The sequence below is a fragment of the Saccharothrix syringae genome (assembly GCF_009498035.1).
In the GTDB taxonomy this organism is placed as follows: domain Bacteria; phylum Actinomycetota; class Actinomycetes; order Mycobacteriales; family Pseudonocardiaceae; genus Actinosynnema; species Actinosynnema syringae.
On the sequence record NZ_CP034550.1, the window covers coordinates 7,555,413 to 7,578,695 of the forward strand.

A 23,283-nucleotide genomic window follows, 5' to 3' on the forward strand; every position below is an offset into this window, starting at 1 on the left:
ATCACTCGGTTGGCGGATACGGCATCGGGTGGAATATCGATCAAAAGAGCGATCAACCCAGGTCGACGCGGCTTTGATCAGGTCTGAGAAATCGCCTCGACCTGGGGCTGGGCGATCATCTCGTAGTCCTTCGTGGCCAGGCCGATGGAACGATCAAGACGGGCCGCGTTGAAGAACACTTCGGGATGCTGGAGCACCTCGGGGTCCACCACCAGCGTCAGGCGCTCGTCGAACGAGAACGGCGGGATGGAACCCACGGGGCACCCCGCCAACTCCTCGGCGACCTCACGGGGGGCGAACGACGCGTACGTTCCCCCGAACAGGGCCTTCACCTTGGCGAAATCGACCCGCTTCGGCCCGGGCAGGACGATCGCCGCGTAACGGGTCTCCTTCTTGCCGACCTTCACCATGACGACGATGCACTTGGCGGCCTGCCGCTGGTCGTACCCCGCGTGCAGGCTCACGGCCTCGGTGTTCCCCTCCGGAGGGTGTTCCATCACCCGATAGGCGGCACCCCGCTCGTCCAGCAGGGTGGTCAGCTTGCGGTAAGTGTCGTCCGAGGTCATCGTCGTCCGCGTTTCTCGTCGATAGGGTTCGGGAATGCGAGCAATGGCCGAATGGTATCGCGGCTTTCCCGCCGGTCGAGTCGGGAGCGACCGGCGGGGCAGCGCCGTGCGTTCGGGCGCGCCGACGACCCGGTGCCGTCGCGGTCTCGGGTCCTCAGCGCAGTTCGCTCCCCTTGGTCTCCGGCATCGTGAGGATCACCAGGAAGGCGATGACGGCGGCACCCGCGACGTAGAAGAAGAACGTGGTGCCGGGCAGCGCCTGGATCACCAGCGGCGCGGTACCGCCGAACAGGGCGACGGTCAGGTTGTACCAGGAGCCGATGCCCAGGGCCCGCAGCTCGGTCGGGAACAGCTCGCTCATCACGGCGGGCGCGATGGACGTCATGGCCGTGTAAAGGCCCGCGCCCACGCAGAACACGACGAGCAGCTTGCCGATGTTCGGGCCGATCAGCGTGGACAGCGGCACCACGAGCACCGCCGTCGCGGCCGACCAGACGAGCAACTGCGGCTTGCGGCCGATCCGGTCGGCCAGCGCGCCCACCGGGTACTGGAGGGCGATGAACATGACCGTCGCGATGGACACCGCCAGGAACACGTCCACCGGGTCAGCGCCCCGCTTGGACACCGCGAACGGCGTCAGTGCGCTGAAGAAGGTGTAGTAGCACAGCGTCGACAGCATGGTGAAACCCACGAGCCGCCCGACGGCCTTCGGGTGCTCGCGCAGGGTGATCAGCAGCGGGTTGCGGACCTGCCGGGCCTTCACCTTGTTCTGCTCGAACTGCTCGGTCTCCTCCAGGCTCCGCCTCAGCCAGAGACCCACCAGGCCGAGCGCCCCGCCGATCAGGAAGGGCACGCGCCACGCCCACGTCGCGAGCTGTGCCGGGTCGAGCGTGCGCGCCATGACGAACCCGAGCAACGACGCCGTCAGCACCGACACACCGGTGGAGGCGTAGAAGAACGACGAGTACCGGCCGCGTCGCTCCGGCGGCGCGATCTCCGCCAGGTATGCCGACGCGTTGGACACCTCACCGCCCACCGACAGGCCCTGCGCCACCCGGGCGAGCAGCAACAGGATCGGAGCCAGCCACCCGACGGCGGCGTAGGTGGGCAGCAGTCCGATGACCACCGAACCGGCGGCCATCAGGATGATGGTCAGCAGCATCGCCGCCCGCCGGCCGCGCAGGTCGGCGAACCTGCCCAGCAGGTACCCGCCCAGCGGGCGGAAGAAGAACGCGAGCGCGTAGGTGGCTAACGTGTTGATCAAAGCCAGCTGGGGGTTGTCCTTGGGGAAGATCTGAGTCGCGAAGTAGATGCTGAACGTGGTGTAGATGGTCCAGTCGTACCATTCGATTGCATTGCCGATCGATGCTGCGACGAGTTTGCGGACTGGCAGGCGGTGGCGGGTCTCCACGATTGACATGCGGGGACGAAACCACATGGCCACCGAAGCCGGTAGGGCTGATACCAAACTGTCGTACTCAGATCCATCCGACCGAAATCCTGATCGACGCCGTGCCGGTCGAAGTGCTGTCGTCGCGCGCTCGTCGGCTGCGGTCCGCCCGGCTGTTCCCGGGGGTCCTGGGTGGCGGCGGACGACGGCGGTGACGGGCGCCCGGTCCGTCGTGACGCGGGGCGCGCGTTCCGGACCCCGATCGCCAAGGGGTGCCCACCGAGGACGGACCGTCGCGTGTGGCTTTTCGGGGCGGTGAATCGGCAGTGGTTCCGCCACCATGGCTGCCTCGTGCTACCGGTTGTGGTGCCCGGTGCATACCTGGGGTTCCGCGGTAGCCCGGAGCACAGCCCACGATGCCCAAGCGGTACCCACCCGAGTTCCGACGCAAAGTGCTCGACCTGGTCGCGTCCGGCCGCCGTGTCGCCCAGGTCGCGGCGGACCTCGACATCAGCGACCAGACCACCTACGCCTGGCGCCGCCAGGAGCTCGTCGACACCGGCCAGGTGCCCGGTACCACCAGCACCGACAACGCCGAGTTGGTCGCCGCGCGTCGGTCGATCCAACTCGCCTGCCGCGTGCTCGGAGTGTCGGAATCCGGCTACTACGACTGGCGAGGCCGCGCTCCCTCGCCGCGGGATCACCGTCGGGCACAACACCGTCGCGCTTCTCATGCGCCGCAACGCCAATCAAAGGGCTGCCCAACCGACGTCGGCCACGCCCGAAACACGACACGCCCACCGCGGCGGACCTGGTCGACCGCGACTTCGCCCGCGCCGCGCCGGGCCGGCTGTGGGTCACCGACATCACCGAACACCCCACCCGTGAAGGAAAGGTGTACTGCGCGGTCGTGCTCGACGTGCACTCCCGCCGCGTCGTCGGGTGGCCGATCGACTCCAGCCAGACCGCCGCCCTGGCCACCAACGCGCTCGGCATGGCCATCTCGAACCGGTCTCCGCTGTCGGACACGGTGATCCACTACGACCACGGAGTCCAGTTCACGTCATGGACTTTCACCAAGTGTGCCAAGGAATCCGGGCTTCTGTCGTCGACAACCGCCGTCGACGCCACACCGCACTCGGCATGCTCACACCGATCGAGTACGAACTCCGACACGCCAGGATCGCTCCAGTAGCCTGAACTCCAGTAACCCGACTCCGCCAAACGGCGTGAGGATCAGTGACCGTGCCGGGTGACGTGTGTGGGACGCGTCCCCGGTGTACGGGCCCGCGTCACCGCTGCTAGGTTGCGCTCGTGACTCCCAACTTCCACTCTGGAGGTGGGACGGGTCCCACGTTCGCGTGCTTGACAGGGCATCCCGAAGGGCGTGCCCCAGTCGCCGAGGTGGTTGTGCCGCAGCACCTCGTGGCCCTGGAACTCCAGCAGCCGCACCACCGCGTCACCGATGATCGACGACCGCAGGTGGCCGACATGCATCTCCTTGGCCACGTTCGGGCCGCCGTAGTTCACCGCGAACCGGCGCGGGGCGTCGGTGGTCGGCACGCCCAGCCGCGGGTCGTCGAGCAGTGCCGCGGTGCGCTCCTCCAGCCAGGCGCGCCGCAGGGTGAAGTTGACGAACCCCGGTCCGGCCACCTCGCGCGGCGCGCGGCCGAGCCGCTTGGCCGAGCCCATGGCGACGTTGCACCGGTAGTCGGCGCCGCGACCGGGCGCGGAGGGTCGGATCAGCGCCTCGACCTGGGTGATCCCCACGTCCAGCGCCGCCTTGAGCGCCCTGGCCACCCGCAGGCCGAGCTCCAGCCCGACATCCCCACCCGGCACCGGTCTTACCTCCACGTCGGCAACGATCCGGCGATCGTGGACCGGTGGGGGTGGGCGGGGCGAACGGGTTTGCGCCGGCCTACCGCTCCAGCACCAGCGCCTCCCACGGCCCCAGCAGCGCCCGCCCGTCCGCCACCCGCACCCGCTCGGTGTTGGCCAGCACGACGTGGTCGGCGGCCCACCCCGGTTCCAGGTCGACGACCTCCTCGCCGGCACCCAGGTTGGCCAGCACGAGCAGCCGGGCGTCGTCCAGGGTGCGCTCGTAGCAGTACAGGCGCGGGTGGTCGGCGAGCAGCATCCGGAAGTCGCCGCGCGCCACCACGGGCCGGGTGTGGCGCAGCTCGACCAGCCGCCGGTAGTGGTGGAACACCGAGCGCGGGTCGTCGCGCTGGGCCGCGGCGTTGAGCCAGGTGTGGTTGGGGTTGACCGGCAGCCACGGCTGCCCGGTGGTGAAGCCGGCGTGCGGGCCCGCGTCCCACTGCACGGGCGTCCGGGCGTTGTCGCGGCCCATGGCGCGCAGGCCGGCCAGGACCACCTCGGGGTCGGCGCCGCCGGTGACGGCCTCGCGGTAGTGGTTGAGGGATTCGACGTCCCGCAGGTCGTCGACGGAGGCGAAGGGCGCGTTGGTCATGCCCAGCTCCTCGCCCTGGTAGACGTAGGGCGTGCCGCGGTGCAGGTGCAGCACGGTGCCCAGGGCGGTGGCCGACTCGCGCCACCACTCGCCGTCGTCGCCGTAGCGGGAGACCACGCGCGGCTGGTCGTGGTTGTTCCAGTAGAGGCTGTTCCAGCCGACCTCGGCCAGCGCGGTCTGCCAGCGGCCCAGCGATGCCTTGAGGGCGCGCAGGTCCAGCGGCCGGGGGTCGAACTTGCCGCCGGGGCCGTGGTCGAGGGAGACGTGCTCGAACTGGAACACCATGTCCACCTCGCGGCGGGCCGGGTCGGTGAACAGCCTCGCCTGCTCCCACGTCACGCCGGGCATCTCGCCGACGGTGAGCAGGCCGTCGCGCCCGTCGAACACCTCGCGGTGCATCTCCTGGAGGAAGTCGTGCACGCGCGGGCGGGTGCCGTAGTGCGGGTAGCCGTCGCCCAGGCCACCGGTGCCGGTGATCGCGCCGTCGGGCAGGGCCGGGTCCTTGGCGATCAGGTTGATCACGTCCATCCGGAACCCGTCGACGCCCCGGTCCAGCCACCACCGCATCATCTCGTAGACGGCCTGCCTGACCTCGGGGTTCTCCCAGTTGAGGTCCGGTTGGCGGCGGTCGAACAGGTGCAGGTAGTACTCACCCGTGGTCTCGTCGAGCGTCCAGGCCGGGCCGGAGAAGAACGATTCCCAGTTCGTCGGCTCCGCGCCCGGCTCACCGGCGGCGAAGCCCTCCCTCGGCGGGCGCCACCAGTACCAGTCGCGCTTCGGGGAGGCCGTGGAGGAGCGGGACTCCCGGAACCAGGCGTGCTGGTCGGAGGTGTGGTTGACCACCAGGTCCATGACCAGCTTCATGCCCCGGGCGTGCACCTGGGCCAGCAGGGCGTCGAAGTCGGCGAGGGTGCCGAACGCGGGGTCGATCGCCTGGTAGTCGGAGATGTCGTAGCCGTTGTCCGCCTGGGGCGAGGCGTAGACCGGGGAGAGCCAGATGACGTCGACGCCGAGTTGTTCCAGGTGGTCCAGGCGTGCGGTGATGCCGTTGAGGTCACCGATCCCGTCGCCGTCGGAATCCGCGAAGCTGCGCGGGTAGATCTGGTAGACGACGGCGGACTGCCACCACTTGGGCTCCTGCGGCATCGGTGTCCTTCGCGTGGTCGTGTCCGATGTGGACTGTTGAGGTGGGTAGCGGCGGTGCTCTCGTTGACAGCCTAGCCGGCCGGGCTCACCCCGACAGCTCTGCTGCGCTTGGTCGCTGCGGGGTTGGGTGGATGTTCAGGGCGTGAGGGGAGGGCGAGAGGGCTGGAGGTGGGGCTGGGCGGGGCAGGGCGGCGGCGTGGGGCAGGGCCGGTGGGAGGCGCGGCGGGGCGAGCCGGGGACGGGCGGAGTGGGGTGGGGTGTGGCGAGCCGGGGGCAAGGCGGAGTGGGGTGGGGTGGGGCGCAGCGAGGTGGGGCGGAGTGCGGCGCGGGCGTGCGGATCGGTTCGGGGGTGCGCGTCCGGCCCGCGGTCAGGGGTGCACACCCGGCCCGTGGTCGGGGTCGTCGGCGGGCGCGAGGGGTGTTGGGCTGAGCGAGGACTCGTCCTCCCCCTCCTCCAGCAGCGTCGCGGCCGGGCCGACCACCTTCGAGTCGGGCTCGCCGACGACCTCCAGGTCCTTCTCGGCGTAGTCGACGCGGGCCAGCACGCTGCGCATCGCCTCGATCCGGGCCCGCTTCTTGTCGTTGCTCTTGACCACCGTCCACGGCGCGGCCTCGGTGTCGGTCGCCCGGAACATCGCCACCTTCGCCTCGGTGTAGGCGTCCCACCGGTCCAGCGACTTGATGTCGTTCGGGCTCAGCTTCCACTGCCGGACCGGGTCGACCTGCCGGATGAGGAACCGCGTCCGCTGCTCGGCCCGCGACACCGAGAACCACAGCTTGACCAGCAGGATGCCGTCGTCCACCAGCATCTTCTCGAACGTCGGCGCCTGCCGCATGAACCGCTCGTACTGCTCGTCGGTGCAGTACCCCATGACCCGCTCGACGCCGGCGCGGTTGTACCAGGACCGGTCGAACAGCACGACCTCCCCGGCCGTGGGCAGGTGGTTGACGTACCGCTGGAAGTACCACTCGCCCTGCTCGCGGTCGGTCGGCTTGCCCAGCGCCACCACCCGCGCGCCGCGCGGGTTCAGGTGCTCGGTGAAACGCTTGATCGTGCCGCCCTTGCCCGCCGCGTCCCGGCCCTCGAACACGATGACCATCCGGCCGCCGGTGTCCTTGATCCAGTACTGGAGCTTCAGCAGCTCGATCTGGAGGAGGCGCTTGGACAGGTCGTACTCCTCGCGCGTCATCCGCTCCGGGTACGGGTAGTTCTCGCGCCAGGTGTCCACGAGCGAGCCGTCCGGGCGGCGCAGCACCGGGTCGTCGCCGTCCTCGTAGTCCACCACCAGGTCGTTGACGTTGAGGTCGGGGAACCTCTCGGAGATGTCCAGCGCGTTGTTCACGCACCTCGCGTACCCGTGCCCACGGCTCGACAAACGGTCACAAATGGTGACAAACCGCAGCACGGGCCGGGTGCGACGCAGAGGTGGGCGGCGCAGGGCAGGGCAGGCGCGAGGCAGGGCGGGCGCGAGTCCGGCTGCGCTCCGCCGCCCCCGAGGAGCCGAAGGGCGCGGGAGGCACACCCGGGGCACGTGACCCGGGCCACAGGAAAACCCCTTCCCGCCCGCCGGTTTGAGTCATATAGACTCAAACCATGTTCACCAGGCAGGAAGCCCTCGACCTCGTCGAGCGGGCACGCTCGGCGGCCGACCTGTTCGGCCCGGTCGACCCCGCCCGGCGGCACGAGGTCCGGCGGCGGTACCGGGCGCTGGCCGCGGTGCTGCACCCGGACCGGGTGGGCCCGGCGGACACCAGGGCGCACGCCGCCTCGGCCGAGCTGACCCGCCTGCACGACGAGTGGCGGCGCGGCACGTCCGTCGAGCTGCGCACGCCCCGGGCGGCCTACCGGGTCACCGACCTCCACGCGGTGGGCAGCGTCGCGAACGTCTACCGCACCGACGGCCCGCACGTGGTCAAGGTGGTGCGCAACCCGGCGCTCAACCCGCTGCTGCACGGCGAGTGGGCCGCCCTGGACGCCCTCGACCGCTTCACCCGCGCGCACCGCTGGCTGCGCCCCTACTACCCGCGCCTGGTCGACCGCTCCGGCGAGGTGGCCCGCGGCGAGCGCGCGTTCACCGTGCTCGAACCCCTGGTGGACGGGTTCGTGACGCTGGCGGACGTGCGGCGGGCGTTCCCGCGCGGCCTGGACGGGCGCGACTGGGCGTGGATGCACCGCAGGCTGCTGCGGGCGATCGCGGGCGCGCACCGGGCCGGCCTGGTGCACGGCGCGATCGTCGCCGAGAACGTCCTGGTGCACCCGGAGCAGCACGGCGTCGTGCTGGCCGGCTGGTCCTTCGCCGTGGAGGACGGGCAGCTGCCGCAGGCCACCAGCAAGGCCATCGCCTACCCGCCGGAGGTCCACGGCGGACGACCGGTCACCGCGGCGACCGACGTCCACATGGCGCACGCGCTGATGCTGGAGGTGCTGGCCGACGACGAGACCCGCCAGCGCACCTTCGCCCGCTGGTGCACGCAGGACGACCCCGAGCGGCGACCGGACGCCGTCGACCTGCTCACCGAGTACGACGACCTGATCGAAGACCTCTACGGCGAGCGGACCTTCCGCCCGTTCGCCCTACCGACGGGAGCCTGACCATGGGACACGGCAAGTGGGACGACAACGCCTACGCGGCGGCCCGGACCTTCCGCGCCGCGAAGGGCATCGACGACTTCGGCTACACCGCCGCGGTCCGCAACCGGCCCCGGCACGAGTGGCGGGCCGACCCCTCGATGGACCCGAAGGGCGTGGTGGCGCGCGAGTGCCGCGACTCGGCCGAGCACGCCGACTCCACCCCGATCGCGGTGCTGTTCGACGTGACCGGCTCGATGGGCTCGGTGCCCAAGGTCATGCAGCGCAAGCTCGGCAAGCTGCACGGCCTGATCCAGCGCAAGGGCTACCTCGCCGACCCGCAGCTGATGTTCGGCGGCATCGGTGACGCCGACAGCGACCGCGTGCCGCTCCAGGTCGGGCAGTTCGAGTCGGACAACCGGATGGACGAGCAGCTGCGCACCATCTTCCTGGAGGGCAACGGCGGCGGGCAGAAGAGCGAGTCCTACGAGCTGGCCGCCTACTTCGTCGCCCGGCACGTGGTCACCGACGCGTGGCGGAAGCGCGGCCGCAAGGGCTACCTGTTCCTCATCGGCGACGAGCTGAACAAGCCGCGGCTGGAGGCGAAGCACGTCCGGCGGGTCATCGGCGACGACGTCCGGCAGGACATCGACCCCGTGTCGGTCTACCGGGAGCTGGAGCGCCGCTGGCACGTGCACTTCGTGCTGCCCAACCAGTCGGCGTACTACAACGACCCCGAGATCGCGGACCACTGGCGCGGCATCCTGGGCCAGCGCTTCCTCAAGCTCGACGACCCGGGCGCGGTGTGCGAGCTGATCGCCGCGACCATCGGCCTGGAGGAGCGCGTGGTCGACCTGGACCAGGCGATGGTGGACCTGGCCGAGGTCGGGTCGGCCGCGGAGAGCGAGTCGGTCGGCAAGGCGCTGGTGGGCGTCGGCGCGGGCACCCTGGCGAAGTCGGCGGCTCCCCCGGCGCTCGACGGCCCCGACGACGTGACGCTGCGGTGAACGGGCACGTGATCGTCGTCGGCCTCGGGTTCGGCGACGAGGGCAAGGGGTCGGTGGTCGACGCGCTGTGCCACGACGGCCCGCCGGTGGCGTCGGTCGTCCGCTTCAACGGCGGCGCGCAGGCCGCGCACAACGTGGTCGCGGGCGGTCGGCACCACACGTTCAGCCAGTTCGGGTCCGGCACGCTCGCGGGCGTGCCGACCCACCTGTCGCGGCACGTGCTGGTCGAGCCGATCGCCCTGGCCGCCGAGTCGCGGGAGCTGGCCGCGCTGGGCGTGCGCGACCCGCTGGGGCTGCTGTCGGTCGACGCGGGCGCGCTGCTGACCACCCCGCTGCACGTGCGGGCCAACCGCGCCCGGGAGGACGCCCGCGGCGACGCCCGGCACGGCTCGTGCGGCAAGGGCATCGGCGAGACGGTGTGGTACTCGCTGCTGGCGGGCGCCCGGCCGGGTGACGTCGTGGAGCACCAGGAGGTCGTCGGCACGCCGGGCGCGGCGCCGCGGGTCGGCGACTGCGCGGACCCCGCGGCGCTGCGCCGCAAGCTCGACGCGCTGGCCCGGTTCTACGAGCCGCTGATCGGCGCGGGCACGTCGGTGGCCGAGCTGGTCTCGCTCTACCGCGACTTCGCCGACGCGGTCCGGATCACCCGCGGCGACGAGGTGGGCAGGCTGGCCGGGCGCGGGCGCCTGGTGTTCGAGGGCGCGCAGGGCGTGTGGCTCGACCAGCACCACGGCTTCCACCCGCACACCACGTGGTCCACCACCACCCCGGCCAACGCGCGCGAGCTGCTGCGCGGCCGCCCGGCGACCGTGCTGGGCGTGACCCGGACCTACCAGACCCGGCACGGCGCCGGGCCGCTGCCCACCGAGGACCCGGCGGTGGCCGCCCGGTTCCCGGAGCGGCACAACGCCACCGGCCGCTACCAGGGCGCGTGGCGGGCCGGGCACCTGGACGCGGTGCTGCTGGAGCGCGCCGTGGCGCTGTGCGGCGGGGTCGACGGGCTGGCGGTGACACACCTCGACGCGACCGGGCTGAAGGTGGTGACGTCTCGTGGCGCGCCGCCCGAAGACATGCCGGACCCGCTGGACTGGTTCGCCCGGCGCCACCCGGTGCTGGTGACGGGGTACGGCCCCGACCGCGCGGACCACGCGGTCCTGGCTACCGGGCACGGCCCCGACCGCGCGGTCCGGACCTGCGCGACAATCGGGGCATGATCGAGTCGACCCCGGTGTCGGTGGACGTGCTGACCCTGCGCTTCGACCCGACCGCGCGCACCGTGCTGCTCGGCGTCGCACCGCGCGCCTTCGAGCCGTTCGCGGGCGCGCTCGCCCTGCCCGGCGTGCTGCTGGGCAAGGGCGAGCGGTTGCGGGAGGCCGCCCGGCGCGCCGTGCGCGACAAGCTCGGCGCGCCGGAGGAGGCGATCACCGCGTCCGGGCAGCTCACCACGTTCGACGAGCCGTCCCGCGACCCGCGCGGCCCGACCCTGTCGATCGCCCTGTGGGCCACCGTCGACCCGGCCCGGCTGGCCGGCGGTGCCGCGACGTGGCCCCCGCTGGCCGACGTGCCGCCGCTGGCGTTCGACCACGACCGCATCGTGGCCGACTGCCGGCCGCTGCTGGCCGACCGGCTGTGGCGCGACGTGGCGTTCACCGCGGGGCTGCTCGGGCGAGAGTTCACCACCGCGCAGGCCCTGGACGTCACCGAGTCCCTGACCGGCGACCGGCCGTACCCGGCCAACCTGGGGCGGATCATGGAGCGCCTGCCGGGGCTGGCGCGGACGGCCCAGCACGCGGCGGCGCTGCCCAAGGGCGGTCGGCCACCCTCCGTGTGGCGCTGGACCTCATAGTCGTCACTCGAATGGGTACTCCCCCGCTGTCGCTGACAGAGGAGGACGACCATGACTGCGATGCAGCCGCACCCGTTCCCGTTCGCCCCGTGGATGTGGCGCGACGCGGTGGCGTTGTTCGACAACCGCAACGAGGCCGTCGTGGACCACGACCGGCCCGACGTGGGGTTGGTCGGGTACGAGGTGGAGGCGGTCGACGGGCGGATCGGGAAGGTGGACGACGCCAACGCCCGGGTGCCCGCCGACTGCCTGCTGGTGGACACCGGGACGTGGTTGACCAGCCACCAGGTGGTGCTACCGGTGGGGGCGGTGGCCGGGATCGACCACGGGGAGCGGAGGGTGCACGTCGACCGGACGCGGGAGCAGGTGAAGAACGCTCCCGAGTACGACGCGGACTTCGACGCCGACGAGTTCCGGGCCCGGTTGGGGGAGTACTACACGGAGAGCTACCGCACGGCGCCCTGACCTGGGGAACCTGGCTGACCGCCTTCGCTCCCCGGGTGACGACTGGGGGCGGAGGCGGTCGGGGTTTGTGGGGGGCTGGGTGGGGCGGGGGTGAGCGAGGTCGGGGCAGGGCCGGACGAGGCGGGCGGGCAAGGCAGGTGGGCAAGGCAGGCCGGGCCGAGCGGGGCCAGGCCGCCGGGGCGGGGCCGGGCTGGCGGGGCGGGGCCGGGCTGGGCTGGCGGGGCGGGGCTGGGCTGGCGGGGCGGGGCTGGGCTGGCGGGGCGGGGCGGGGCGGGGCCGGGCTGGGCTGGACTGGGCCAGGTGGCTGGGCGAGGCCGGGCTGGGCGAGGCCGAGTTGGGATGGGTTGAGTCGGGCTGAGCCAGGCTGGGCTGGGTTTAGTTGGGCGGGGCTGGGCTGGGACTGGGTGAAGGCGAGCGGGGGTTGGGCGGGGCCAGAGCGGGCCGACCAGAGGCGGGGTCGGTGAAGGTGGTCCTGCCGGGTCGACGGCCCGGAATCCCGCATTCCTGCGGCAGGCGCAGGCCCCGGCTATTTGTTTTACATTCGCGAGCAACACTCGCACCGCGTCACCCGGTCGTCCTACCGATTCCCCTCCAGGGGGAATTAACGAAACTTTTTCGCGCCCCCTCCAACCCCCGCCGGACCTGGACCGATCAGTGTTAGCTTTTACCCGACCAGCAAAAACACCGGACCACCCGGCGTTTTATGAGCATTCTCAGGGTATGGATACCGTGATAGCGTGACCGAATACCGAGGGCCAAAGCACGCCGTTCGGATTCGGTTACCACATGAGGGGTGTCTCGATGTCGACGAGCACCGTCGCTTCGCCGGTGGTCCGGCTGCTCGGCCCGGTGCGGGTGTGGCGGGACGGCGTCGAGGTCGACATCGGCACCGCGCGCCGCCGTGCGGTGTTCACGCTCCTGGCTTTGCGCGCCAACGAGGCGGTCTCCCGGGACGAGCTGGTCGACGGCGTGTGGGGCGACGCACCGCCCGCGAGCGCCGGGGCGAGCCTCTACACCTACGTCTCCGGCCTGCGGCAGGTGCTGGAGCCGGGGCGGTCGAAGCGGGCCGCCGGGGGGCTGCTGGTCTCCACCGGGGCCGGTTACGCGCTCCGGCTGGACCCCGACTCCCTCGACGTCCACCGCTTCGACGCCCACCGCGAGCGGGCCGAGGTGTTGGCGCGGCGCGATCCGGCGCGTGCGGTGGAGGAGTTGGACGCGGCGCTGGCGCTGTGGGCCGGTGAGGCGCTGGCGGGGGTGCCGGGGCCGTTCGCCGAGGCGCAGCGGGCGCGGTTGCACGAGTTGCGGCTGGTGGCCGTGGAGCGGCGGGCCGAGCTGGCGTTGGCGCTGGGCGGGTACGCCGACGTGGTGGCCGAGCTGGCTGGGCTGGTGGTCGAGCACCCGTTGCGGGAGGGGTTGCGGGCGCTGCTGATGACCGCGCTGCACCAGGCGGGTCGGCAGGCCGAGGCGTTGGAGGTGTTCCGCGACGCCCGGCACGTGCTGGCGACCGAATTGGGCATCGAGCCCGGTCACGTGCTGCGCGAGGTCCACCGCCGGGTGCTGGCCGGGGAGCCGACCACGCCTGCCGGGTCCGCGAACGGGTCGCCCTGGGCCAACGGGGCGCCTTGGGCCAACGCGACGCCCCGGTCCGGGGGCAGGCCCGGGGTCGATGCGGCACCCGGGTTCAACGCCCGACCCCCGTCCACCGCCCGACCCGCGCCCACCAGCCAGTCCGCGCCTACCGACCGATTCGCCTCCACCGACCACCCCAGGCCCACCGACCACCCCAGGCCCACCGACCGGCTCGCACCCACCGACCACGCCGCGCCCACCGACCACCCCGCACCCAGCGACCACCTCGCACCCACCGACCAGCCGCAGTTCACCGCACCACCCGACTTCCCCACCGCCGCGATGGCCTTCGTCGGCCGGCGCGAAGAACTCGCCCTGCTGCGCGACGCCGTGCGCGAGCTGGCCGGCGGTCAGGGCGGCAGCGTGTGGCTGGAGGGCGAGCCCGGCATCGGCAAGTCGACGCTGCTGGCCGCCGGCCTCGAAGGCGCCGAGGCCGCGGGCTGCCGCGTCGCCCGGGCGTCGGCCGACGAGCTGGGCGGGCGCTTCCCCCTCCAGGTGGTGTTCGACGCCCTCGACGTGTCGCTGTCCTCGCCCGACCAGCGCCGCGTCGGCCCGGCCCGGGCGCTGGCGGTCCCCGCCGACTCCCCCACCGCCCTCGACCCCGTGCTCGCGGCCATCGACGAGCTGCTGGAGCTGGTCTTCGAGCTGTGCGCGGAGGCTCCGCTGGTCCTCGCGCTGGACGACTTCCACTGGGCCGACGAGGCGAGCGTGCTGCTGTGGCACCGCCTGCTGCGCCTGTCGCACCGCCTGCCGCTGCTGCTGGTCGCGGCGGCGTGCCCGGTGCCGCACCGGTTGGACCTGACGCGGGTGCGGCGCGCGGTCGTGGAGGCCGGGACCCTGGTGTCGCTGGGGCCGCTGGTGGAGCACGAGGTCAGCGCGCTGGTGACCGAGCTGGTGGGCGCCGTGCCGGGGGCGAGCCTGGTCAGCGTGAGCGAGTGCGCGGGCGGCAACCCGCTCTACGTCCGGGAAGTGGTCGACGCGCTGCTGCGCGAGAACGCCGTCGAGTTCCGCGACGGCGTGGCCGAGGCCGACCTGACCGACGGCGACGTGCTGCCGTCGCTGGTGACCGCGCTGAGCAGGCGGTTGGCGTTCCTGTCCGCGGAGACGCTGGACCTGCTGCGCCGGGCGGCGCTGCTGGGCGGCGGGTTCGCGCCCGGTGACGCGGCGGTGGTGGCGGGTCGCCCGGTGTCGGAGCTGGTGGTGGCCGTGGAGGAGGCGACGGCCGCCGGGGTGCTGGTCGAGGACGGCGCCGAGTTCGCCTTCCGGCACCCGCTGGTGCACCAGGCCCTCTACCACGGCATCCCGGCCGCGGTGCGGGCCGCGCTGCACCGGCAGGCCGCCCGGTCCCTGGCCGCGGCGGGGTCGCCGGTCGAGCTGGTGGCGCGGCAGCTCGCCGCCGGGCCGGCCTCGCCCGGGCCGTGGGTGGTGGACTGGCTGGTGGCCAACGCCGAGGGCGTCGCGGTGCGCGAACCCGACCTGGCGGTGGCGCTGCTGCGGACCGCGATCGGGCAGCCGGACCTGCCCGCGGACGACCGGGCGCGGCTCGCCGCCCGCCTGGCCCGCCTGGTGTTCCGGCTCGGTCGCCCGGCCGAGGCCGACGCCCGGTACGCGCTGGCCCGGGTCGACGACCCCGAACCGGTGGCGGAGCTGCGCTGGGTCCTCGCGGCCACCTACCACCAGGGGGGCCGCGCGGCCGAGGCCGCGGAGGTGCTGCGGGCGGCGGTCGCGGACGGCGGCACGCCCCCGGTGTGGCGGGCGCGGCTGGCGGCGTTGTCGGCGACCGTGCTGAGCGGGGACGAGGCCGAGGAGGCCGGGCGGGACGCGCTGCGGCGGGCGGAGGAGGTGCGCGACGACTTCGCCAGGGCGCAGGCCCGGCGCGGCCTGTGGCGGGCGGCCACCGCGCGCCGCGACCACCGCCGGGCCCTGTGGCAGGTCGAGCAGGCCCTGACCACGGCGGTCGGCCCCGAGGTGCAGGCGGACCTGGTGGGCGACCGGGTGACCACGCTCCAGCACCTCGACCGCCTGGACGAGGCCGACGGCCTGCTGCGCCTGGCGGGACCCCACCCGGCCGCCGCGGCGCAGGACTACTGGCGGGGTCGGTGGGCGGCCGTGCTCGACCGGGTGGGCGCCCACCGGGAGCAGGTGCCGTCCGCTTGGCCGCGCGACCGCGGGCCGACACCGCCCGCGCACGACGTCGCCGCGCTCGTCGCGGCCCGCCAGGACCGGGTGGAGGTGGCGCTGCGGCACGTCCGCGCCGCGACCGGGCCGTCCGACTTCCTCGCCGCGGCCGAGGCCGTGCTGGCCGAACGCGCCGGGCGGCTGCCGGAGGCGCTCGCCGCGCTGGGCCGGGTGCTCGCGCCCGACCCGGTGGTGCCCGGTCACCGGTGGCTGCCCGCGTTGACGCGGTTGGCGCTGCTGGTGGGCGACGAGGACGTGGTGGGGCGCGCGGTCGGGCTGGCCGAGGCGGAGGCGCGGCGGGAACGGGTGCCCGCCGGGGCGGGCGCGGCGGCGCTGCGGTGCCGGGGGCTGGTGGAGCGCGACCCGGGACCGGTGCTCGACGCGGCGGCGCGGTACCGGGAGGTCGGCAGGCCCGTGGAGCTGGCGGAGGCGTTGGAGGACGCCGTCGCGCTGCTGACCGGGAGGGGTGAGTGCGGCGCGGCCGACGTGGCGGCGCGGGAGGCGTTGGCGGTCTACCGGGGCCTCGGCGCGGCGTGGGACGCGCGGCGGGTCGGGACGCGGTACTGCCAGGTGGCTTGAGAGCTCGGAGTGGTCGAGCGGAGCGGCACGCGCGGTGGGGTGACCCCGGTTGTTCCGGCGGAGCGGCACGCGCGGCGGGATGACCCCGGTTGTTCCGGCGGAGCGGCACGCGCGGCGGGATGACCCCGGCTGTTCCGGCGGAGCGGCACGCGCGGCGGGATGACCCCGGCTGTTCCGGCGGAGCGGCACGCGCGGCGGGATGACCCCGGCTGTTCCGGCGGAGCGGCACGCGCGGCGGTCGAAACCCCCGCTGGTCCGAGCGAGTGGAAACCCGGGTGTTCGAAGCGGTCCGAACCTCAGGTGGCCCGAGCGGTCCGGAACGCGGGTGGCTTGAGCGGGTCGGGCGGGGTGGCCCCCCTGGCCGGCCGGTACTCGAACGCCTCGCCCACGGCCCGGCTGTCCCGGTCGCCCTCGCCGGTACCCCCAGCACCGACGACCACAGCGCCCACCGAACCCACGTTCGCCACCGACTTCACTACCGGCCCGACATCACCGCTCGCACCCCGGCCGCCGTCCCGTCCCCGGACGGCCACCGGGCACTACTCCTCGCCCGCGCCGGGCGCGCCGATCACACCGTCGGCCGACATCACCCAGCCCGACTCCGACCGGCGACCGACCGCCCCCGCCCGACCGCGCAACCCGCGCCGCGCCAGGTCGACCACGCGCCTCAACCGGGCGCGGTCCCGGGCGGCCACCGCTGTCTCGTCCACGTCAGATCATCCCCTTCCTCAGGGCGTACGCGACCGCGTGCGGCCGGTTGCGCAGGTTGAGCCGGGTGGTCAACCCGTAGAAGACGTTCTTGATCGTGCGCTCGGAGTAGCACAGCCGGCTGGCGATCTCGGCGGTGTCCAGACCGTCCGCCATCAACCGCAGCACGTCCGCCTCGCGCGGGGTCAGCTTGGGCACGCCCGCGTTCGGCGACACCAGCTCCCGCTGCAACCGCTCCACGTGCTTGAGCAGTTCCGCCACCAGGCTCGGCGGCATCACGCCACCGCCCGAGGCGGCGGCCAGGACGCTGCGCAGCACCCGTTCGCCGGTCGCCGCGGAGCGGGGCAGGATGGCCACCACCCGGCACTCCACCGCGGCCAGCACGTCCTTCTCCCCGACCTCGTCGAGCACCAGCACCACCGGTGCCCCGATCTCCCCCGCGATGCGCCGCAGGGCGTTGAGCACCTCCGGGCCGATCCGGTCGACGGCCACCACGACCACGTCCGCCCGCGCCCGCTGCTCCCAGTCCAGGAGCACCGCCTCGGCCTTCGAACTGAGGTAGCTGGTCAGGCCGGCCATGCTCAGGTGATCCGTAGCCTGGACCACGACCCGAACTCGTTCCACCACTGCCTCCCACAGATCCGGTTCCCCGAATCCGAGTCTGGGAGGGGCGACTTCACGGGCTCTCAAACCCGTCTACAAAACCTCTCCACGGCGCGTGGAGGCGTGTAGAGGTCCGGGGAGGCGGCGTCGGCCAGCACTCAACACCGAGGCAGATCGCCTGGTCAAGGGCTCCGACCGTAGTTGACCACACTTCGGCCCGCCGCGCACGCCGGAACGTCCCGATCAGGCAGCGACCTCCACGCCGCCCCAGTGGCGGTGCAGCGCCAGCAGGACGTCGTCGAGGTCGTGGGCGGGCGACCAGCCCGGGTGGTCGCGGCGGAACGCGCGGGTGTCGCTGATCCACCACCGGGGGTCGGCGAACCGCGCCCGCGGCGAGTAGTCGAACACCACCTCCCGGCCGGTCAGGTGCTCGTAGCGGGCGATCAGCTCCAGCACCGACGCGCTGCGCGCCCGCCCGCCGCCCAGGTGGTAGACCGCGCCGGGCTTCGGGGCCAGGTAGAAGTGCCACAGGGCCTCCACGAGGTCGCGCGCGTCCAGCACGTCGCGCACCTGCTTGCCGCCGTGCCCGAGGATCCGGTAGGGCGCGCCGCGCACGGCGGTGCGCACGAGGTGCGACACGAACCCGTGCGCCTGCACGCCCGCCTGCCCGGTGCCGGTGACGCTGCCGCACCGGAACACGCCGACCTTCATGCCCAACTGGCGGCCGTGCTCCTGCGCGGCCAGGTCGGCGGCCAGCTTCGACACCCCGAGGAACGTGCGGTCGGCCCGGTCCAGCCGGATCGACTCGTCCACGCCGTGCTCGTGGAACGGGTGGGCCGGGTCCAGCTCCCACCGGGTCGCGGTCTCCACCAGGGGCAGCGCGTCGGGCACGTCCCCGTAGACCTTGGCCGTGGAGACCAGCGCGAACACCGCGTCGCGGCAGTGCCGCCGGACCGAGTCCAGCACGGTGACCGCGCCCAGGGCGTTGACGCCGAAGTCGGTCAGCGGCTGCCCCTCGGCCCACACGCGGCTCGGCTGCCCGGCCGCGTGCACCACCAGTCGGACGTCCGGGCCCCAGGTGCGCAGCACCGCGTCCACCGCGCCCTGGTCGCGCACGTCCACCCGGTGGTGGCGGTAGTTGGGGACGCGCTCGGCCTCGGCCAGGCCGCGGGCCACCGACCCGGCCGGGCCGAAGAACTCCTGCCTCATCCCGTTGTCGATGCCGACGACCAGGTCGAACGACGGTGCGAACCGCCGCACGGCCGCGCCCCCGATCAGCCCGGCCGAGCCGGTCACCACTGCGATGTCCACGTGCACTCCCCTCTCGACGCCGCCACGCGTCACGGGCGGCGGAAGAACTCGACCTCTCCGAGCGCGATGTACCTGCCGGGCCCCAGCCCCGCGGCCGCCTTGACCACGAGGCGCACGCGCACGACGTCGCTGACGCCGGTGTCGGTGCGCTGGGGCCCGGGCTGGTCGGCCAAGGTGATCGGGATCGTGCGGGTGGTGCCGTCGGCGCTGGTCACCACCATGTCCAGGGCCGTCGGCCTGGCCTCGGCGGCGAACTCCTCGGGCTGCGCCGACGCGCCCGCGTGCACGATCACCGACAGCAGCCGCACCGGGGTGGCGAAGGTGAACTCCACCGCGTCGCCCACGGCCGGCGCGCCCCAGTACCGGTTCGACAACCCGTCCGCGGCCGCGGCGGCGGGGTGGTCCGGTGCCTCGGCGGTGGCCGCGGTGGTCGCGGGTGCGACGGGCGCGGGGGTGGCCAGGCGGTCGCGCAGGTCCTCGAACAGCTCCAGGGCCTTCGGGTGGAACAGGATGCCCGCGACCACCAGCGCGACGACCACGAGCAGCGCGGCCAGCCGGCGCAGCCACCGGGAGGTGTCGCCGCGGCGGCGGAACCGGTGAGGGCGCGCGGTGGCGGGGCCCGGGGTGGTGGGGGCCAGCGGGGTGGCGCAGCGGCGGCAGAACCGGCGGCCCGGCGGGTTGGTGGTGCCGCAGTTGGGGCAGGGCGGGCCGACCACGCTCAGGTCGGCGGCGGTGGTGGGCAGCGGGCGCCTGGCCTCCGGGCGGCCGGGTGGCACCGGGCCCAGCACGACCTCCGAGGCGCCCGGGGCGACCACCGCGGTCGAGCCGGCGGCGGAGCGGGCCTTTGCCGCCTCGCCGCTGCCGGTGGTCGTGGGGTGGGTGGGTGACGGGGGTGGGGTGGTCTCGGGCTTGCCGAAGCGGGACCTGACCCAGGCCCGCCACCTCGCCCACAGGCCCGGTGGGGTGGTGGCCCTTACTTGGGGGGCCGGGTCTGGGTCCGCGGCGGGGGCTGCGGTGGGGTCCGCGGCGGCGTTGGGAGCCGGGGTGGGGGCGGTGTCGAGAGCGGGGTCCGGGCCGGAGTCCGGCTCTGGCCCGAGGCCGCCGCCCGGCTCCCGGCCCGCGCTGGAGCCAAGGCCGGCGCCGGCGGCTGGGCCGGGGCCGGGGCCTTGGCTCTGACCCCGGCCCGGGCCCGGGCCGGTGCTGGGAGCCGGGCCGAGGCCGAGGGCTGGGCCAGAACTGGAGCCGCGGCTTTGGCCCGGGGTGGGGGCGGGGCTTTGGCCCAGGGCGGAGGCGGAGCCAGAACCGGAGCCAGGGCTTTGGCCCGGGGCGGAGCCGGGACTTTGACCCAGGGCGGAGGCGGAGCCAGAACCGGAGCCAGGGCTTTGGCCCGGGGCAGAGCCGGGGCTTTGCCCCAGGGCGGGGCTGGAGCCTGCGCCGGGGCTGGAGCCGGGGGTATCCGTGATCCGCGCATCGGCCGTCCGCGCACCAGCCCCCTTCCCCGCTCCCGCCGCCGCGGCCCACCCCAGGTAAGTCCCGCAGTTGCCGCAAAAGTCATCGTCATCCCGAACGGACGCACCACACTGCGGACAAGTGCGCACGGTCATCCCCCTTCACGCGCGGGCGGCCCGTCCAGCACCTCGACCACGCACCTCACGTGCACCGGGCACAACGCCTCGACCAGCAGCTCGACCCGCTCCCGCTCGACCTCCCCCGACCACACCCGCACCACGACCACGTCACCACCGCCCCCGGGCAGCGGGCTGTCGGGCGACCCAGACCAGCTCACCCCGCCCCCGTCGACCACCTCCGCCCGCACCCCCAGCGCCAGCTCCAGCCGCTCCACCAACCCCCGCACCGTCCCGCGCCGGCGGTGCAGCTCGACGGCCCGCCGCACCAGGGCCCGGCGCAGGCCCTCCGGCCACGCCGGGTCCACGTCGGCCGCCACCCACGACGACAGCCACGCCAAGAAGTCCTCCGGCGCCAGCAGCGGGTCCAGGTACGCCGGCAGGTTGTCCAAAGTGGACAACACCACCGACAGCACCGCGTCCAACCCCGAGGTGAACCGCTGCGCGAAGTCGTCCGCCGCGTACAGGGCGGGCAGCATCCCGCCCAGCGGGTGCCTGCTGGGCAGCTCCGGCACCGCCACCCGGCTCACGGGGCACCCACCGCGACCTGGTGCTGGTGCGAGAACACCAGCGCGTTGGGGGCGACCTCCAACCGGTCCACGGGCGCGCCGCGGGCCCCGGTGATGGGGTTGGCCGGGAACATCCGGATCTCGTCGACCAGCAGCACCCCGGGCACCGCCTGGAGCACCGAGAACACCTCGCCGAACTGCACCGGCCTGCCGAACCCCCAGCCGTCGCCCGCCGGGCCGCCGCGCAGCGGGTTGAGGTACCGGTACAGCGCGTCCAGCGCGTCCTCGCGCACCCGGTTGGCGTCGGCCGCGGTCAGCCTGGCCACCACGGTGATGCCCTGGTAGCGCGGCGGCTCCACGACCAGGCGGGTGCCGAGCAGGCGGCGCGCGTCCAACCTCTCGGCGACCGCGGCCAGCACCTCCTCGCCCGGCACGAGCTGCTCGAACCGCAGCCGGTCGCCCTCGTCGGCCACCGCGTCGGGCACCACCAGCACCCGCGCCGCGCCCACCTCGCCGTCCACCGGCAGGCAGCGCACCCTGGCCAGCGACGGCGCGGCCTGCCGGGCGATCAGCTCGTGGTCCTCGGCGGTGACCGCGCGGTCCTGCACGCGCAGCTGGTTGGGGGCGCGCAGCTTGGCCTCGGCCACCGTCTCCGCGTCCACGCCGCCGGTCGCGGCCTCGCGGTTCTCCACCGACGACACGTACGGCACGGAGCTGCGCAGCACCGAGATGGCGCCGCGCGCCACGTTGCCCGCCCGGCCGCCGCCGGTGCGGTAGCGCGGCACCCGCAGCACCGCGCCCTTGGGCGGCACGGCGCCGTAGCGGCGCAGCGTGCCGTCCGCCTCGCGCACCGCCGGCGGGAACAGGAACTCGCCGCTCGCGGCGTCCAGCACCACGTGCCGGTCGTCGGGGCCGGACGCGCCGAAGTCGTCGACCACGCGCCAGTCCTCCCAGCCCTCGCCCGCGGAGACCTGCACGACCACCGGGTCACCGTCGAGCAGCACCGGCGCCACGGGCACGGTGAACCGCTGGCCCGGCACCCCGGCGGACTCGCCCAGCGGCACGTCCACCTCGGTCTCGGCGTGCTCGGCGGTGGTGGTGCCGCCGATGGTGTAAGCCTCGGCCTCGCGGACGGTCGGCGACTCGGCGTAGAACGGCTGGCCGGGCACCGGCTCGGTGACCCGGCAGCGCAGCCAGCCCGCCCGGTGGCCGGCGACCACGGACGCGGTGTGCCCGCCCGGGACGTGCAGCACGACCTCGCCGGGCCGGTTGAGCCCGCCGGTGCCGTCCTCGTCGACCTCGCAGGCGACCCAGTCCGCGCCGGTCCACGCCTCCCACACCAGCGGCGGCTGCCGGGGGTCCACGCCGACGCCCTCGACGCGGCTCTCCAGCCGCAGCACGACCACGCAGTCCGGCACGGCGTTGGTCAGGCCGAACAGGGTCGCGTCACCGACCGCGGGCGTCGCCTGGAAGCACGGCACGTCCTTGCCCGACTCCAGGTCGCGGGTGCGGTCGGCGTGCTCGCCCGGTGCGGACCGGGTGACCAGCCGCGCCAGCTCGCAGGGCACGATCGGCAGCTCGCGGCTGGTCGCGAACACCGCGGGCTCGACCGACTCGGCGGCCGGCGTCGCGACCTCGGTGCCCGCGGGCAGCGGCACGGTCTCCGCCTGCGGCGCGGACAGCCAGAACGTCACCCGCGCGCGGGCCGCCGAGGGCGGGAACAGGCGCACGCCCAGCAGGTCCAGGAACGCCAGGTAGTTCTTCTCCGGCACCCGGTTCAACCGGTACACGAGCTGGTCGACCATGTGCGCGAAGGTCTCGATGAGGGTGACGCCGGGGTCGGACACGTTGTGGTCCGTCCACTCCGGGCAGCTCTGCTGGACGTAGCGCTTGGCCTCGTCCACGAACTGCTGGAAGCGCCGGTCGTCCAGGTTGGGCGCGGGTATCGCCATCAGTCGGCCTCCCCTTCCTCCGACGGGATCGTGTAGAACGGGAAGACCAGGTTGCGCTGGTCGTTGGTGGTCTTGAGGGTGTAGCGGACGTCGATGTAGAGGGTGCCGACGTCGACCGAGTCGAACGCCACGACCACGTCGGTGACCTCGATGCGCGGCTCCCACCGGTCCAGCGCGGCGCGCACCTCGCGCGCCACGTGCCCGGCGGTGGCACCGTCCGCGGAGGCGAACACCAGGTCGTGGATGCCGCAGCCGAACTCCGGGCGCATCGGCCGCTCACCGGGCGCGGTGCCCAGGATGAGCCGGATGGCCTCCTGGACCTCCCGGTCGCGGTCGACCATGCCGATGCCGCCGGTGGGGCCGGTGCGCAGCGGGAAGCCCCAGCCGCGGCCGATGAAGTCGACGCTCACACCGGCCCCCCGATGAGCACGGTGCCCGGCAGTGGCACCAGCTTGGCCTTGCAGCTGGTCTCGTCCATGACGGTGGCGGCGGGCAGGCCGCCGATGAGCACGCCCCGGCGCGCGATGGCGGGCGTGACCAGGATGATGTTGGGCACCACGTTGTGCGGCACCACCGCGCACACGTGCACGCAGTTGATCGTCGCGGCGGGTTTGCCCTGGATCAGCACGGTGGCCACCCGGGCCGCCGACAGCGGGTTCAGCGGTGGGCCGATGACGCCGCCGTGGAGCGTCTTGTCACCTTGTCGCGCAGCGGGTGGCATGTCGCGTCC

At 73.8% G+C, this 23,283-nt stretch carries 21 protein-coding genes and 2 pseudogenes; 8 read left to right on the forward strand and 15 right to left on the reverse strand.

Going from position 1 to position 23,283, the window contains the following annotated elements; translation table 11 throughout:
• Positions 1 to 77: 77 nt before the first annotated feature.
• Positions 78 to 566 carry a YbaK/EbsC family protein gene (locus tag EKG83_RS31890; RefSeq protein WP_033429232.1) on the reverse strand — a complete coding sequence of 163 codons (489 nt, stop codon included), beginning with the start codon at positions 564 to 566 and terminating at the stop codon, positions 78 to 80.
• Between the two features lie 154 nt (positions 567 to 720).
• Positions 721 to 1,986, reverse strand: coding sequence for an MFS transporter (locus EKG83_RS31895; protein ID WP_033429231.1), 1,266 nt, complete (start codon positions 1,984 to 1,986; stop codon positions 721 to 723).
• Between the two features lie 386 nt (positions 1,987 to 2,372).
• On the opposite strand from EKG83_RS31895, the pseudogene EKG83_RS49865 reads away from it, so the two are divergent.
• Both EKG83_RS49865 and EKG83_RS49870 read left to right on the forward strand, forming a co-directional pair.
• A pseudogene (locus tag EKG83_RS49865) lies at positions 2,373 to 2,522 on the forward strand (transposase); the annotation flags it as partial.
• A 284-nt stretch (positions 2,523 to 2,806) separates the two neighbouring features.
• Positions 2,807 to 3,151, forward strand: a complete 345-nt coding sequence (locus EKG83_RS49870; RefSeq protein ID WP_407690797.1) for a transposase — start codon at positions 2,807 to 2,809, stop codon at positions 3,149 to 3,151.
• 41 nt (positions 3,152 to 3,192) lie between these two features.
• Here the strand turns inward: EKG83_RS49870 and argS are convergent, their stop codons facing one another.
• The 3 genes from argS to ppk2 form a co-directional block, all read right to left on the reverse strand.
• Entirely contained in the window at positions 3,193 to 3,795 is a 603-nt protein-coding gene (argS, locus tag EKG83_RS31910) for an arginine--tRNA ligase domain-containing protein (protein WP_033429230.1), read from the reverse strand.
• Between the two features lie 79 nt (positions 3,796 to 3,874).
• Positions 3,875 to 5,572 (reverse strand): alpha-glucosidase, encoded by a 1,698-nt coding sequence (locus EKG83_RS31915; protein ID WP_033429229.1) that lies wholly within the window; start codon positions 5,570 to 5,572, stop codon positions 3,875 to 3,877.
• A 368-nt stretch (positions 5,573 to 5,940) separates the two neighbouring features.
• A complete protein-coding gene (ppk2, locus tag EKG83_RS31920) occupies positions 5,941 to 6,915 on the reverse strand; it encodes a polyphosphate kinase 2 (protein ID WP_228122296.1) in 975 nt (324 codons plus the stop codon).
• Between the two features lie 251 nt (positions 6,916 to 7,166).
• Between ppk2 and EKG83_RS31925 the strand changes: the two genes are divergently transcribed.
• From EKG83_RS31925 to EKG83_RS31950, 6 genes are all read left to right on the forward strand, one after another.
• Positions 7,167 to 8,165 carry a protein kinase family protein gene (locus EKG83_RS31925; RefSeq protein WP_033429228.1) on the forward strand — a complete coding sequence of 333 codons (999 nt, stop codon included), beginning with the start codon at positions 7,167 to 7,169 and terminating at the stop codon, positions 8,163 to 8,165.
• Between the two features lie 2 nt (positions 8,166 to 8,167).
• Positions 8,168 to 9,148: a hypothetical protein gene (locus EKG83_RS31930; RefSeq protein WP_033429227.1), complete on the forward strand. Its 981-nt coding sequence runs from the start codon at positions 8,168 to 8,170 to the stop codon at positions 9,146 to 9,148.
• The gene (locus EKG83_RS31935) at positions 9,145 to 10,362 is read left to right on the forward strand and encodes an adenylosuccinate synthetase (RefSeq protein WP_051764972.1); all 1,218 of its coding nucleotides are present in this window, start codon (positions 9,145 to 9,147) and stop codon (positions 10,360 to 10,362) included. The genes EKG83_RS31930 and EKG83_RS31935 overlap by 4 nt, the downstream gene beginning before the upstream one ends.
• The gene (locus EKG83_RS31940; protein ID WP_033429226.1) at positions 10,359 to 10,994 is read left to right on the forward strand and encodes an NUDIX domain-containing protein; all 636 of its coding nucleotides are present in this window, start codon (positions 10,359 to 10,361) and stop codon (positions 10,992 to 10,994) included. Before EKG83_RS31935 ends, EKG83_RS31940 begins: the two co-directional genes overlap by 4 nt.
• Positions 10,995 to 11,045: 51 nt before the next feature.
• Positions 11,046 to 11,459 carry a PRC-barrel domain containing protein gene (locus EKG83_RS31945; RefSeq protein ID WP_228122297.1) on the forward strand — a complete coding sequence of 138 codons (414 nt, stop codon included), beginning with the start codon at positions 11,046 to 11,048 and terminating at the stop codon, positions 11,457 to 11,459.
• Positions 11,460 to 12,260: 801 nt separating this feature from the next.
• Positions 12,261 to 15,845, forward strand: coding sequence for a BTAD domain-containing putative transcriptional regulator (locus EKG83_RS31950; RefSeq protein ID WP_037330888.1), 3,585 nt, complete (start codon positions 12,261 to 12,263; stop codon positions 15,843 to 15,845).
• A gap of 296 nt (positions 15,846 to 16,141) precedes the next feature.
• Here the strand turns inward: EKG83_RS31950 and EKG83_RS31955 are convergent, their stop codons facing one another.
• The 10 genes and pseudogenes from EKG83_RS31955 to EKG83_RS32000 all read right to left on the reverse strand — a co-directional run bounded on the left by EKG83_RS31955 (position 16,142) and on the right by EKG83_RS32000 (position 23,274).
• Positions 16,142 to 16,294, reverse strand: coding sequence for a hypothetical protein (locus tag EKG83_RS31955; protein ID WP_153278582.1), 153 nt, complete (start codon positions 16,292 to 16,294; stop codon positions 16,142 to 16,144).
• 90 nt (positions 16,295 to 16,384) lie between these two features.
• Positions 16,385 to 16,555, reverse strand: a complete 171-nt coding sequence (locus EKG83_RS31960) for a hypothetical protein (protein WP_153278583.1) — start codon at positions 16,553 to 16,555, stop codon at positions 16,385 to 16,387.
• 1 nt (position 16,556) lies between these two features.
• On the reverse strand, positions 16,557 to 17,132 hold the full coding sequence (locus EKG83_RS31965) for a helix-turn-helix transcriptional regulator (RefSeq protein WP_211269336.1): 576 nt from the start codon (positions 17,130 to 17,132) through the stop codon (positions 16,557 to 16,559).
• 267 nt (positions 17,133 to 17,399) lie between these two features.
• A complete protein-coding gene (locus EKG83_RS31970; RefSeq protein ID WP_033435993.1) occupies positions 17,400 to 18,467 on the reverse strand; it encodes an NAD-dependent epimerase/dehydratase family protein in 1,068 nt (355 codons plus the stop codon).
• 29 nt (positions 18,468 to 18,496) lie between these two features.
• Positions 18,497 to 19,282: a zinc ribbon domain-containing protein gene (locus tag EKG83_RS31975; RefSeq protein ID WP_194283103.1), complete on the reverse strand. Its 786-nt coding sequence runs from the start codon at positions 19,280 to 19,282 to the stop codon at positions 18,497 to 18,499.
• 717 nt (positions 19,283 to 19,999) lie between these two features.
• Positions 20,000 to 20,071 (reverse strand): annotated as a pseudogene (locus EKG83_RS31980) (zinc ribbon domain-containing protein); the annotation flags it as partial.
• Positions 20,068 to 20,622 carry a phage tail protein gene (locus tag EKG83_RS31985; protein ID WP_033435983.1) on the reverse strand — a complete coding sequence of 185 codons (555 nt, stop codon included), beginning with the start codon at positions 20,620 to 20,622 and terminating at the stop codon, positions 20,068 to 20,070. The pseudogene EKG83_RS31980 and the gene EKG83_RS31985, both read right to left, overlap by 4 nt.
• Positions 20,619 to 22,553 carry a putative baseplate assembly protein gene (locus tag EKG83_RS31990; RefSeq protein ID WP_033435984.1) on the reverse strand — a complete coding sequence of 645 codons (1,935 nt, stop codon included), beginning with the start codon at positions 22,551 to 22,553 and terminating at the stop codon, positions 20,619 to 20,621. The genes EKG83_RS31985 and EKG83_RS31990 overlap by 4 nt, the downstream gene beginning before the upstream one ends.
• Complete coding sequence (locus EKG83_RS31995) at positions 22,553 to 22,963, reverse strand: GPW/gp25 family protein (RefSeq protein WP_033435985.1); 411 nt, start codon at positions 22,961 to 22,963, stop codon at positions 22,553 to 22,555. Before EKG83_RS31995 ends, EKG83_RS31990 begins: the two co-directional genes overlap by 1 nt.
• The gene (locus tag EKG83_RS32000) at positions 22,960 to 23,274 is read right to left on the reverse strand and encodes a PAAR domain-containing protein (protein ID WP_033435986.1); all 315 of its coding nucleotides are present in this window, start codon (positions 23,272 to 23,274) and stop codon (positions 22,960 to 22,962) included. Before EKG83_RS32000 ends, EKG83_RS31995 begins: the two co-directional genes overlap by 4 nt.
• Positions 23,275 to 23,283: the final 9 nt, after the last annotated feature.

Bases quoted from the DNA above. Each gene is read 5' to 3' on its own strand.
- EKG83_RS31890 (WP_033429232.1), bottom strand. From the start codon at position 566: ATGACCTCGGACGACACTTACCGCAAGCTGACCACCCTGCTGGACGAG.
- EKG83_RS31895 (WP_033429231.1), bottom strand. From the start codon at position 1,986: ATGTCAATCGTGGAGACCCGCCACCGCCTGCCAGTCCGCAAACTCGTC.
- EKG83_RS31915 (WP_033429229.1), bottom strand. From the start codon at position 5,572: ATGCCGCAGGAGCCCAAGTGGTGGCAGTCCGCCGTCGTCTACCAGATC.
- EKG83_RS31925 (WP_033429228.1), top strand. From the start codon at position 7,167: ATGTTCACCAGGCAGGAAGCCCTCGACCTCGTCGAGCGGGCACGCTCG.
- EKG83_RS31930 (WP_033429227.1), top strand. From the start codon at position 8,168: ATGGGACACGGCAAGTGGGACGACAACGCCTACGCGGCGGCCCGGACC.
- EKG83_RS31940 (WP_033429226.1), top strand. From the start codon at position 10,359: ATGATCGAGTCGACCCCGGTGTCGGTGGACGTGCTGACCCTGCGCTTC.
- EKG83_RS31945 (WP_228122297.1), top strand. From the start codon at position 11,046: ATGACTGCGATGCAGCCGCACCCGTTCCCGTTCGCCCCGTGGATGTGG.
- EKG83_RS31950 (WP_037330888.1), top strand. From the start codon at position 12,261: ATGTCGACGAGCACCGTCGCTTCGCCGGTGGTCCGGCTGCTCGGCCCG.
- EKG83_RS31965 (WP_211269336.1), bottom strand. From the start codon at position 17,132: ATGGCCGGCCTGACCAGCTACCTCAGTTCGAAGGCCGAGGCGGTGCTC.
- EKG83_RS31990 (WP_033435984.1), bottom strand. From the start codon at position 22,553: ATGGCGATACCCGCGCCCAACCTGGACGACCGGCGCTTCCAGCAGTTC.
- EKG83_RS32000 (WP_033435986.1), bottom strand. From the start codon at position 23,274: ATGCCACCCGCTGCGCGACAAGGTGACAAGACGCTCCACGGCGGCGTC.